This window comes from Nocardioides sp. (assembly GCF_031422975.1).
In the GTDB taxonomy this organism is placed as follows: Bacteria; Actinomycetota; Actinomycetes; order Propionibacteriales; family Nocardioidaceae; genus Nocardioides.
In genome coordinates this window covers 1-11975 of record NZ_JANPEO010000420.1, presented here as the reverse complement: position 1 = coordinate 11975, position 11975 = coordinate 1, and the positions used below count along the sequence as shown (strand labels likewise).

Sequence of the window (11975 nt, the reverse complement as noted above, 5' to 3'; positions counted from 1 at the left end):
CGGTGGGTGACGCGGTGCGGCCGGGCAGCATCGGCGCCGAGGCGCTCGATCTTGTTCTCCTCGTAGGACGCGAAGTTGCCCTCGAACCAGAACCACCGAGCGGGGTCCTCGTCGTCGCCCTCCCACGCCAGGATGTGGGTGGCCACGCGGTCGAGGAACCACCGGTCGTGAGAGGTCACGACGGCACACCCGGGGAAGTCGAGCAGCGCGTCCTCGAGCGAGGACAAGGTCTCCACGTCGAGGTCGTTGGTGGGCTCGTCGAGGAGCAGCATGTTGCCGCCCATCTTGAGCGTCAGGGCGAGGTTGAGCCGGTTGCGCTCACCGCCGGACAGCACGCCGGCCTTCTTCTGCTGGTCGGGGCCCTTGAAGCCGAACGAGGCGACGTAGGCCCGCGAGTTCATCTCGAAGTTGGCGACCTTGATGAAGTCGAGTCCGTCGGAGACGACCTCCCAGACGTTCTTGGTGGGGTCGATGCCGCCACGGCTCTGGTCGACGTAGGAGACCTTCACGGTCTGGCCGACCTTGAGCTCGCCGTTGTCGGGCTGCTCCTCACCGGTGATCATCTTGAAGAGCGTGGTCTTGCCGACACCGTTGGGGCCGATCACGCCGACGATGCCGGCGCGGGGAAGGGTGAAGGACACGTCGTGCATGAGGGTGCGATCGTCGAAGCCCTTCCCGAGGTCGTGCGCCTCGAGCACGATGTCACCGAGGCGAGGACCGGCCGGGATGTTGATCTCTGAGGTGTCGATCTTGCGCATTCGATCGGCCTCGTTGGCCATCTCCTCGTAACGCGCCAGCCGCGACTTGCTCTTGGTCTGGCGGGCCTTCGCGTTGGAGCGCACCCACTCGAGCTCGCGCTCGAGCATCTTGGCGCGCTTGACGTCCTTCTGACCCTCGATCTTGAGGCGGCTCTGCTTGGTCTCGAGGTAGGTCGTGTAGTTGCCCTCGTAGGGGTGGGCCTGGCCGCGGTCGAGCTCGAGGATCCAGGAGGCGACGTTGTCGAGGAAGTAGCGGTCGTGGGTCACGGCCAGGACGGCGCCGGGGTAGGACGCGAGGTGACCTTCGAGCCACTGCACGGACTCGGCGTCGAGGTGGTTGGTGGGCTCGTCGAGGAGCAGCAGGCTGGGCTGCTGGAGCAGCAGCTTGCACAGCGCGACGCGGCGACGCTCACCACCGGAGAGGTTGTCCACGAGGACGTCCGGCGGCGGGCAGCGAAGGGCGTCCATCGCCTGGTCGAGACGGCTGTCGAGGTCCCACGCACTGGCGTGGTCGAGGTCGGTCTGCAGGTCGCCCATCTCGGCGAGCAGCGTGTCGAAGTCGGCGTCGGGGTCAGACATCAGCTCGGAGATCTCGTTGTAGCGGTTGAGCTTGCCCTTGATCTCGCCCACGGCCTCCTCGACGTTCTCCAGGACGGTCTTGCCCTCGGACAGCGGCGGCTCCTGCTGGAGCATGCCGACCGTCGCGCCCGGGTCGAGGATCGCGTCGCCGTTGTTGGCCTTGTCGAGTCCGGCCATGATCTTGAGCAGGGACGACTTGCCGGTGCCGTTGGGGCCGACGACCCCGATCTTGGCGCCGTGAAGGAAGGAGAGGGTGACGTTGTCGAGAACGACCTTGTCACCGTGGGCCTTGCGCACGTTGCGCAGGGTAAAGACGTATTCAGCCATGGCCCCGAGCCTACGGGTCACGGCGTTCTCGACCACAACCGGCAGACTTCGAGGCCCGTACGGCGATGGCCGCGTCCATGGGCTGTCCCGACACCGGCGCAGCAGTGCCGAGATCTCCGTCCACGCGACGACGGGCCGGCCAAGCAGCGACCGGGACCGGACCGAGCGAGCCGCCCTGATGGACGACACCTGGATGAGGCCCGCGTCCTGATCACCACCCGGCCTCAGGCTGCGTCCTCCTCGGGAACGTCCTCCGCGGCGGGCGCGTCGGTCGCGAACGAAGGCGGCTCGCTCAGCGGCACAGCCCACGGGTCGACGGGCTGCACCGCCGGTGTCGCGCCCGGCTGGAGGGCCTCGGGTGGCGCGGGCTTGGTGAAGACGGCAGTGCCCCGCGACAGGTCGTGCCCGACCGACGTGGCGGTGATGACCAGCTGGGTGTTGGTCGTGCCGTCCTCCTTGGTCCAGACGTCGGCCTCCAGCCGCCCGTGCACGACCACCGGGTCACCGCGCTTGATCGACAGCGCCACGTTGTCGGCGAGCCGGCGCCAGGCCCGGACGGAGTACCACGTGGTGGCGCCGTCCTCCCACTGGTTGTTGCGGAACTTGCGCGATGTCGTCGCCACCCGGAAGTTGGCCACGGGCTGTCCCCCGGCCACCTCCCGCAACGAGACGTCGGAGCCGACCCAACCGTTGAGCGTGATGTAGGTGTCGAACATGTGAATGCCTTCCTCGCTGTCGAGGACGGCGTGCCCGCCCTCGACGCCAAGAGTGCGGCGGGGCACGGACAACGAGCGGGCGATCCCCGTTGCGCTGTGGACAACCTCGACGAGGCGCCTTCCTGTGGACACCCAGAGACCCGGAACGGGCTACTTGAGGGCGATCGCCAGACCGTCACGCATCGCGGAGTACGCCGCGAGCTCGGCCTGCACCGGCTGCACGACGAGTTCGTCGGAGACCGCGGAGATGGCGTCGCGCAGCCGCTTGTCCGCGGCCCTCGCACGACGCCTGGCCGTCATGGACACCAGCACTCGGCACACGAGAGCCAACAGCAGGCCCAGCGCGATGCCGCCCAACAGGAGCAGCGTCGGAATCGGGAAACCACTCAGCTCGGGCGTCGGCGGCTCCGGCAGCCGGGCATACGACCCGAAGGCCAGCAGCGCCAACCACCCGCCACCGACGGCGGCGGCGATGATCAGCAGCCACTGGAGCGCACGCACGAGGCCGGCCCACAGCGGAATCTTCTCGGCACCCAGGTCGGTGGCGGCGACCGCCTTGTCCAGGCGGTCACCCAGGTCGGGCAGACGCGAGAGCGAGGCCTTGCGGATGGCGGTGACCCAGGGCTGGCCCATCCCGTCGGAGACCTGGTCGACGAGTGCCCGGACCTCCGTGTCGACACGAGCCTTCTGCACCCCCGTGGCCTTGGGCACCGAGGTTCGCGACACACTCGTGAGGTGCTTTCCGGCGGAGCCGAGATCGAGGTGGAGCCGCTTGAGCGGGTCGGGCTTGAACCTGGAGAACCACGCCGTGACCGGCCAGCCGGTGGCGCGGTTGGCGCGGATCCGCGTGGAGTCCTCGACGGCCTTGACGACCGTCGGCACCCCGGCTGCGTCCGCGAACGCGTCGTCCAGCGCCGCGATCCGTTCGGTGGACAGCGAGCGCACCTTGGCGTCGCCGGACACGGTCTGGAGCCGCTCGGCGGCGGCGCGCACGTCGGCGCCGAGCCGCGCACGGGTCGCCTTCTTCTCCGCGACGCGCTTGGCGATCTGCTTCTTCAGCTCGTCGATCCCCCAGCCGTTTCGCGCACTGACGGCGAGCACCGGCACGCCGTCGAGGCCGTCGGCCTCCAGCAGGCGGCGAACGTCGGCGAGCATGCCGTCACGACGCGCCTCGGCCACCGTGTCGATGTGGTTGAGGACGACCAGCATCACGTCCTTGTGGGACGCGAGTGGCGCGAGGTAGCGGTCGTGGATCGCCGCGTCGGCGTACTTCTGCGGGTCGAGGACCCAGACGAACATGTCGGCGAGGCGCACCAGCCGGTCGACCTCGAGGTGGTGCGCGACCTCGGTCGAGTCGTGGTCGGGCAGGTCGAGGAGCACGACGCCCTGCAGCGCGTTGTCCTCGCGCCCCGTGGAGAGCATCGAGTCGCGGGTCACCTGGTGTCGGGGCGGGATCCCGAGCCACTCGAGGAGTTCCTCGGCGCCGTGACGACCCCACACGCACGCGGTCGCCCACGAGGTGGTGGGCCGGCGGACGCCGACAGCCGAGAGCTCGAGCTCGGCCAGCGCGTTGAACGTCGACGACTTGCCCGAGCCCGTGGCGCCCGCTAGGGCGACCACGGTGTGCTCGGCCGACAGCTTCAGTCGACCGGCGGCGCGATCGACGACGGACCGGGCTTCGTCGATGACCGCGGAGTCGACACGCCCCTGGGCGCTGTCGACCGCCTGCTCGAGACCCTGCACACGGGCCCCGATCTCAGAACTCCGCGAGACGAGCTTCTTGGCCCCCTCGAGCAAGGACGTCATGATCTCCCTCGGACAAACAGCGGTGAGTGCTGTGCACACCCTATGCGTCCGAGAATCCTCAGTTGCTGGGGCCACCCTTCGCGGCGAAGCGAAGGTCGTCGACCCGTCGGGAGGCGGCCCGGAGCTTCTCGGGCGCCTCGGGCGAGATCTCGAGCCTGTCGAGCAGGTCGAGGTAGCGCTGGCGCTCGCTGCCGAGGAGTTCACCGACCTTGGTCTCGAGGTCTCGACGGGCGCGTTCGGCCAGGGCGCGGACGGCCTGGTCGCCGAAGACGGCCTCGAGGAGCTTCTGCCCCAGGACGGCCGAGCCGCCGGCGATGCCGGCTTCTGCGCCGGTGACTCCGGCGGTGTGGGCGAAGACGACAACCATCAGTGCGACCGACAGCCCGTTGACCCCGAAGGCCAAGAACCGCGCCGTCGAGCGCTTGTCGGCCCCCTCGCCGCGGACCATGTCCAGCACGTCCGACTGCCAGTCGCGTACGGCGCGCTCGGCCCGGCGACGGAAGTCGCGCGAGGCACGGCCGAGGTCCTCGCCCGCATTGGCGAGCAGGACCTGACCGGACGCCAGCGACTGCCACGAGGCCTCGGCCCGTTCAGCGGCTGCCTCGGCGTGCTCGAGGATCAGCGTCTCCAGGCCGGACTCGACTGCGACGGTCACGCGCTCGGCCTGCTGGGGCTTGCCCTTGAGGGCGTTGGCCACGCGGTCGCGCAGCCAGCCGACCCGGGTCTCCAGCGACCTGAGCAGCTCGCCCGTGCCGACGAACTCCTGCCAGCGGGCCAGCACCTCGCCGCGCAGCAGGGTGCCGTCTGCGGACGCTTCGGAGATCTCAGCCACCGCCTGGTCGTAGGCCTTGTTGACGTCGTCTCGCAGGCGGCGTACGGCGTCGACCTGCTCGGTGGCAGCGTCCGCGACGGAGTGGGTGCGCCGGGCGAGGGTCCGGATGGCACCGTCCAGCGTCTGTTTCACGACCGCAGATCGCGCCTCGGCGTCGGCGGCGAGGGACTCAAGCCAGCCCCGGATCGCGGCCACCGACTCGGGCGGCAGCAGGCCGTCGTCGGTGACCTCACCCTCGGTGACGGTGAAGAGCGGCGAGTCCTTCAGACCGCGGCTCGCGAGCATCCGGGCGAGGTGCGTCGAGACGGTCTCCACGGCATCCGCAGGCGTACGGTCGAGCACGATCGCGACCGCGGCGGAGCGGTCGGCGGCCTTGCGAAGGAAGTCCCACGGCACCTGGTCGGCGTAGCGCGCGGCGGAGGTGACGAACAGCCACAGGTCGGCGGCGGCGAGCAGCTGCGCGGCCAGGATGCGGTTGCGTTCCTCGACCGAGTCGATGTCGGGTGCGTCGAGGATCGCGAGGCCCGCCGGCACAGCCTCGGAGGGCACGAGCTGGAGCGCGGCGGGGTCGTTGGTCGACTTGCTCACCCGCTCGAGCTCGGGCAGCAGCCGGTCCTGGCCGAACCACTCGGCGTCGGCCGGGGTGTGGACGAGCACCGGGGAGCGGGTCGTCGGGCGGAGCACCCCGGGCTGGGTGACGCGGCTGCCGACCAGCGAGTTGACCAGTGTCGACTTGCCCGCACCCGTCGAGCCGCCGACGACAGTCAGCAGTGGCGCGTCGATCGTCATCAGGCGCGGGATGACGTAGCCCTCGAGCTGGTCGACCATCTCGCGCTGGGCGTCGCGGTTGGCACCTGCGCTGGGCAGCTCCAGCGGGAGGCGAACCTCCTGGAGCGCGCTGCGCATCCGCACCAGTGCCGTCAGCATCCGGGTGCTCTCGGCACTGGGCGGGGCGTGCTCAGGCGCCTCGGGATGAGTCATCGGGTGGGGACCACCTGTCCGGGGAAGGAGATGTAGGGCCGGACAGCGTTGAGGGCAACGACATGCTCCTGGCCCCTCTCTGCGAAGTCGTGCGGGGCAGTGCCGCGAAGGTAGCGGTGATGGAGATAGGCCAGCTCGATCGCGGCGGCCTGGTATTCGCGCATGGCTCGCTCCGCCGGCGGACCGCCTGAGCGCCGGGCGTACTGCCGTGCGTGTCGTCGGGCCCGCAGGTCGACGAGCCACGGGATGTCGGTGGCCGGCAGCAACCCGCGGCGCGAGGCGTCGTCGAGGGCGGCGGCCATCATCCCCTTCTCCGATCGTCGCCGGTAGATCGCGAAGGCGATCAGACCGAGGAAAGCCGGCAGCATCATCGTGCCGTAGACGGCGAAGAAGTTGTCCGTGCCGCCGAGGGTCGAGGAGTTCCACAGCGAGTGCGCGATCACGGCGAGGACGTAGCCGCCGAGGGGCGCGAGGAACCGGACGGCCGAGCTGCGCGAGGTGACCGCGAGTCCGACGCCGATACCGATGAAGGCGGTGAAGAGCGGATGCGCGAACGGGCTCAGCAGGCAGCGGATGACGAAGGTGCCGGTGAGCGCCTCGGTGCCGCCAGGACCGAGTCCGTCGGTGCCGTTGTAGGCCGCCGCGAGGTAGAGGATGTTCTCGGTGAAGGCGAAGCCGATGCCGACCATGCCGGCGTAGACGATGCCGTCGAGGATGCCGTCGAGCTCGTGGCGTCGCCACCACAGGAGCAGCACCAGGAAGGCGCCCTTGGTCGCCTCCTCGGTGACCGGAGCCAGGAAGGACATGCTCTGCGCGTCGGTCGCGCCTCCGGCGAGGCCGATGCCCTGGAAGAGCAGGGCGGCGGCCGTGGCCACGAACGCCCCCCAGAGCAGGGCCCCGACGAGCAGGGAGCGCGGCTCCGGCTCGTAGCGGTCCAGCCACATGAAGCAGCCGACCAGCGGACCGACCGGCAGGGCGGCCAGCAGGGCCGCGAGGATGAGCGACCGAGGGGCGCCCGACAGGGCGATCACGGCGCCCATCACCACAGCGCCGAGCAGCACGAGAGCGGTCACGATCACAGTGAACGCAACACTGTCGCGACGTCGTCTGGGCATGTCGCGAAGCCTAGCCCGAATGGGCTCTGCGACCCGTTTCGGCCCGGCGTACAGTGACCGCGTGAGCGAGCAGACCGAGCCAGGATCCCGGCCCGAGCCGAAGACCGAGTCCCACGATCCCGCGGTCCCGGAGGCCTATGCCGCCTTCATGCGCACCGGCTGGGGCGAGCGCGAGCTCGACCTCCCCACGCACCCCGTCGCGGAGTACGCCGAAGCGCGCCGCGCGCGGCTCGCGGAGGCATTCCCGGGCGAGCGTCTGGTCCTGCCCGCCGGCACCTACAAGGTGCGCGCCAATGACACCGACTACCGCTTCCGCCCCGACACGGCGCACACCTACTTCACCGGCAACCAGACCTCCGACGCCGTCCTCGTCATCGACGACGGGGAGGCTGTCCTCTATGCGCGCCCGCGCGCGACCCGCGACACCGACGAGTTCTTCCGCGATCGGCAGTACGGCGAGCTGTGGGCCGGTCGGCGACCCTCGGCCCGGGAGATCAGCGACTCGCTCGGCATCGAGGTGCGCCACGTCCAGGACCTGCCCACGTTCGAGGACGACCGCAAGACCCGCGACATCACCACCGACGAGGACCTCGCGCGCGTCGCCTCCGAGCTGCGCCTGACCAAGGACGACTGGGAGGTCGGCGAGCTGCAGGAGGCCTGCGACATCACCACCCTCGGCTTCGAGGACTCGGTGCGTGAGTGGGACCGGGTGCTCGAGTTCGGCGAGCGCTGGATCGAGGGCACGTTCTTCCGCCGGGCCCGGGCCATGGGCAACGACATCGGCTACGACTCGATCGTCGGCGGCGGTGCGCACGCGACGACGCTGCACTGGATCGACAACAGCGGTCCGATCACGCCCGGCCGGCTCGTGCTGCTCGACATGGGCGTCGAGGGCACCAACCTCTACACCGCCGACGTCACCCGCACGATCCCGGTCGACGGCCGCTTCACCCCGCTCCAGCGCGACCTCTACGACCTCGTCTTCACCGCCCAGCAGCCGGGCATCGAGGCGATCCGCCCGGGCGTGCCGTTCCTCGCCGCCCACCATGCCGCGATGTCGATCCTGGCCCACGGCCTGTCCGACCTCGGGTTGCTGCCCGTGTCCGCGGAGGAGGCTCTCGACCCGGAGTCGAAGCTCTATGCCCGGTGGACGCTGCACGGCACGTCACACATGCTCGGCATGGACGTGCACGACTGTGGCCGAGCGTCGGCGGACATCTACCCCAAGGGCGACCTCGCCCAGGGCATGGTCCTCACCGTCGAGCCGGGTCTGTACTTCCAGGAGGACGACCTGCTCGTCCCCGAGGAGCTGCGCGGGATCGGCATCCGGATCGAGGACGACATCCTGGTCACCGCCGACGGCTGGCAGAACCTCTCGGCAGCGCTCCCCCGCGCCTCCTCGGAGGTCGAGGAGTGGATGGGCTCGCTCCGCTAGTGGAGTGTCACCACTTCGACGCGTTCCGGTGCCGCTCGTGCTCACTGCTGGAGATCCCGCGAGCCCGGCAGCTCAGTGACAAGGAGATGCACGCGCGATCGCTCGTGCCTTCCCCCAGCTGGCTGACGACGATCGCGGGCCCGGACTCGGGGTTCCGCAACAAGGCCAAGATGGCGGTCGGCGGCACGGCCACCGCGCCCACGCTGGGCATCCTCGACCGGGCGCACCGCGGCATCGACCTGCGCGACTGCGGGCTGCACTCCCCCGGCCTCACGTCCGCCCTGGAGCTCGTGGCCGGCTTCATCACGCGCGCCGACCTGGCGCCGTACGACGTCGCGCGGCGCACCGGCGAGCTCAAGCACGTGCTCCTCACCGAGTCGCCCGACGGCGAACTGATGCTGCGACTCGTCGTTCGCTCGACCGCCGACGAGTCACGGATCCGCAAGCATCTGCCCTGGCTGCTGGAGACGCTGCCGTCGCTGCGGGTCGTCTCACTCAACGTCCAGCCGTCGCACGCGGCCGTGCTCGAGGGAGAGCGCGAGATCGTGCTCACGACACAGGCCGCCCTGCCGATGCGACTCGCCGGGCTCGACCTCGCGCTGCGACCGCAGGGGTTCTTCCAGACCAACACCGACGTTGCGGCGGCTCTGTATGCCCAGTCGCGCGACTGGGCCACCGCGCTCGACCCCGCCTCGATCTGGGACCTCTACAGCGGCGTCGGTGGCTTCGCCCTCGCGTGTACGGCGCCGGGCCGGACGATCACCGGGGTCGAGCTCTCCTCCGAGGCTGTCGCCGCCGCGTCGGCCACGGCTCCCGCCGGCGCGAGCTTCGTCGCCGCCGACGCCACCGAGTGGGCGCTGGCCCAGCCGACGTCGCCGGAGCTCGTCATCGTGAATCCGCCTCGTCGCGGCATCGGCCCGGCACTCGGCGGCTGGCTGGAGGCCTCGGACACGGCGCACGTCATCTACTCGTCCTGCAACGCGGCGACCCTGGCCGATGACCTGGCAACGATGCCGTCCCTGCGACCGGTGGAAGCGCGGGTGCTCGACATGTTCCCGCACACCACCCACTACGAAGTGATCGTGCTGCTCTCGCGCCGAGCCAACCCGCACGACTAGCTAGCCGCGCTGGACGGACAGGGTCACCGGGCTGGTGGGGCCGACCCCGGTTGTCAGCTTCACCGTGAACGTCACCTCCTTGGCCTGCTTCGGGACGGCGCGTGGGGTCATCAGGGTCGCTGCCGTCTCTTCTTGGATGTGCATCCGGATGGACCCCAGGTGGACCTTGCCGGCGGTCACGGTGACGGTGCCGGCGCAGCCCCGGTCGCCGGTGCCGCACGTCACCTGGAGACCGGCCTTGCCGTCCGCGCCGCGTGCGACCGTCGTGCTGGTGACGGTGAGGAGGGAGGGGAAGACCACTCCGCTCGGCGTGCTGTCGGAGCCGGGGTCGAAGCAGGCGTCGAACTCGAAGAGCGGGTTGGTGACCTCGCGGCCACGGGTGTCGGTCATGGTGAGGAATCCCGTGAGCTTGCTCGGTCCGTTCGCGGTGAAGCAGTCGTTGCTGTGCACGTTGAGCTCGAACTTGCCGTAGCCCTCGTTCGGCATGGGCACCTCGGGGTCGGTCCAGCTCATCAGGCAGACCCAGTCTCCGCCCGGCCCGACGTCCTCGCCGACGGCGCCGGCCTTGCCGCACATCGCCTTGGCGTGGACCGATGCGGGCGTGATCCCGGTCCGCCCCTGGATCCGTGCGTGCTGGGCGTACAGGTTGGCGAACGTGGCGGGCAGGGACTGCTCGAGGCGCCCTCGGGTGACGGTGCTGGCACCGCCTCCGCTGGCCGCGATCACGACCGTGGCGAGGGCGAGGACCGCGACGAGCGCGGCGAGCGCGGTGATGACGATGCGTTTCATGGTGTTCAGCCTCCGGTGATGTCGCGTCGGCGGAGCAGGACGAACGCGATGGTGAGTGAGACGGCGCACCAGACCCCGCTGGTCAGCGCCCCGTCGATGAGGGGTCCGGTGAAGCTGGGTTGGGCCAGCAGCCCGTGCCACGCCTCGAGCGGGGTGGTGAGGAGGAACGGGCGGATCGGCTCGATCCCGCCCAGCGCACCGACCAGCTGCATGACCATGCCCAGGACGACAGGCGCGGCGATCCCCACCGCAGGGTTGCGGGACCACACCGAGAGCAGGATCGCCAGGCTGGTGAAGCCGAGCATCGGGCCCAGCATGGAGGCCCAGCTGACGGCGACCAGCTGCAAGCTGGTGCCGGCAGGGATGGACTGGCCGGTCAGCCCGGTGAGGGGTTGGTGTCCGACGATCAGCAGGCTGGCCGCGATGGTGGCGGCGGACAGCACCGCGAGCACCAGGACGGTGAAGGCCATCGCCGCGAGGGTCTTGGCCCAGAAGATCTGTCCCCTGCTCGTGGAGCGGGTCAGGACCGTCTTCCAGGTGCCGTGCTGATCCTCGCTCGCGAAGACGTCGCCGGCAACGATCGCCGTCAGAAGTGGCAGCACCCACTGCGCTGCGAACCCGAGGACGAGCAGCGACAGGGCGAACCCGTTGTCGATGGCGAATCGGCCGAACAGGGTGTCCTTCGGCGGCCGCGACTGACCGTGGATGACGACCACGACCACGATCGGCAGCACCAGGGCCGCCAGGAGGACGGCGAGGGTGCGGCGCTGCGCCCGGAGCTTGCGGACCTCCCAGCGGAGCACCGCCCCGAGCCGCGGTCGACGCCGCCGGGTCGTGACGGCCACGTGCCGGTCCACGGGTCGGGCGAGGTCGGTGGTCATCGGGCTTCCTCTTCCTGGGGGGTCCGGGCCTTTTCGCCGTGGGTGTCGCCATCGGTGAGCATGAAGAACAGGGCCTCCAACGGAGTCTCCGTCGCCGTCAGGCCGAGGATGTCGACGCCGGCCCGGACGAGGGCGGAGACGTAGGACGAGACCTCGGGTTGCGCACCGGTGACGATGAGGGCGGCCTCGGGGTCGCGGCGTACGGCGACGCCCGGATGATGCTCGGCGAGCGCCAGCGCCCGTCGGTCGTCCGTCGTCGACAGCGTGTGTCCGGGGGCGGGAGCCATCGCCCGCAGGGAGGCGATGGTGCCGTGGAAGGCAACCGTGCCGCGCCGCATGATCGTGACGTTGTCGCAGATCTCCTCGACCTCGGACATGTCGTGCGAGCTCAGCAGCACGGTGAGTCCGCTGGCCGCCAGCCTCTTGACCAGGGCGCGCATGTCGCGGATGCCGGCGGGGTCGAGGCCGTTGGCCGGCTCGTCGAGCACGAGAAGCTGCGGTTCGCGCAGCAGGCTCGCCGCGACACCGAGGCGTTGCCGCATGCCGTAGGAGTACCCGCCGACCTTGTAGTCCGCCCGTTCGGTCATCTCGACCAGCTCGAGAGTCTCCTCGAGCAGCCCCGGGCGCAGCCCCCCGTC

General features: G+C 70.3%; 10 protein-coding genes. 2 read left to right on the top strand and 8 right to left on the bottom strand.

The window, feature by feature from the left end:
- From ettA to RMO85_RS12635, 5 genes are all read right to left on the bottom strand, one after another.
- Positions 1–1664: energy-dependent translational throttle protein EttA (ettA, locus tag RMO85_RS12655; protein ID WP_310529082.1), on the bottom strand; the 1664-nt coding region annotated here is incomplete at its 3' end.
- Positions 1665–1888: 224 nt separating this feature from the next.
- A complete protein-coding gene (locus tag RMO85_RS12650) occupies positions 1889–2380 on the bottom strand; it encodes a single-stranded DNA-binding protein (protein WP_310529081.1) in 492 nt (163 codons plus the stop codon).
- Positions 2381–2530: 150 nt separating this feature from the next.
- Positions 2531–4186, bottom strand: coding sequence for a YfjP family GTPase (locus RMO85_RS12645; protein WP_310529080.1), 1656 nt, complete (start codon positions 4184–4186; stop codon positions 2531–2533).
- Between the two features lie 58 nt (positions 4187–4244).
- Positions 4245–5999 (bottom strand): dynamin family protein, encoded by a 1755-nt coding sequence (locus RMO85_RS12640; RefSeq protein WP_310529079.1) that lies wholly within the window; start codon positions 5997–5999, stop codon positions 4245–4247.
- Positions 5996–7072, bottom strand: coding sequence for a PrsW family intramembrane metalloprotease (locus RMO85_RS12635; RefSeq protein ID WP_310529078.1), 1077 nt, complete (start codon positions 7070–7072; stop codon positions 5996–5998). The genes RMO85_RS12640 and RMO85_RS12635 overlap by 4 nt, the downstream gene beginning before the upstream one ends.
- 103 nt (positions 7073–7175) lie before the next feature.
- On the opposite strand from RMO85_RS12635, the gene RMO85_RS12630 reads away from it, so the two are divergent.
- On the top strand, positions 7176–8549 hold the full coding sequence (locus RMO85_RS12630; RefSeq protein ID WP_310529077.1) for an aminopeptidase P family protein: 1374 nt from the start codon (positions 7176–7178) through the stop codon (positions 8547–8549).
- A gap of 104 nt (positions 8550–8653) precedes the next feature.
- The gene (locus RMO85_RS12625; protein ID WP_310529076.1) at positions 8654–9667 is read left to right on the top strand and encodes a methyltransferase domain-containing protein; all 1014 of its coding nucleotides are present in this window, start codon (positions 8654–8656) and stop codon (positions 9665–9667) included.
- Here the strand turns inward: RMO85_RS12625 and RMO85_RS12620 are convergent, their stop codons facing one another.
- The 3 genes from RMO85_RS12620 to RMO85_RS12610 form a co-directional block, all read right to left on the bottom strand.
- The gene (locus RMO85_RS12620; RefSeq protein WP_310529075.1) at positions 9668–10456 is read right to left on the bottom strand and encodes a hypothetical protein; all 789 of its coding nucleotides are present in this window, start codon (positions 10454–10456) and stop codon (positions 9668–9670) included. It abuts the gene before it with no gap.
- 5 nt (positions 10457–10461) lie between these two features.
- A complete protein-coding gene (locus tag RMO85_RS12615) occupies positions 10462–11337 on the bottom strand; it encodes an ABC transporter permease (RefSeq protein WP_310529074.1) in 876 nt (291 codons plus the stop codon).
- The coding region (locus tag RMO85_RS12610; RefSeq protein ID WP_310529073.1) for an ABC transporter ATP-binding protein at positions 11334–11975 on the bottom strand (642 nt) is incomplete at its 5' end. The genes RMO85_RS12610 and RMO85_RS12615, both read right to left, overlap by 4 nt.

Coding starts and splice junctions, on each gene's coding strand:
- RMO85_RS12650 (WP_310529081.1), bottom strand. CDS start 2,380: ATGTTCGACACCTACATCACGCTCAACGGTTGGGTCGGCTCCGACGTC.
- RMO85_RS12645 (WP_310529080.1), bottom strand. CDS start 4,186: ATGACGTCCTTGCTCGAGGGGGCCAAGAAGCTCGTCTCGCGGAGTTCT.
- RMO85_RS12640 (WP_310529079.1), bottom strand. CDS start 5,999: ATGACTCATCCCGAGGCGCCTGAGCACGCCCCGCCCAGTGCCGAGAGC.
- RMO85_RS12620 (WP_310529075.1), bottom strand. CDS start 10,456: ATGAAACGCATCGTCATCACCGCGCTCGCCGCGCTCGTCGCGGTCCTC.
- RMO85_RS12615 (WP_310529074.1), bottom strand. CDS start 11,337: ATGACCACCGACCTCGCCCGACCCGTGGACCGGCACGTGGCCGTCACG.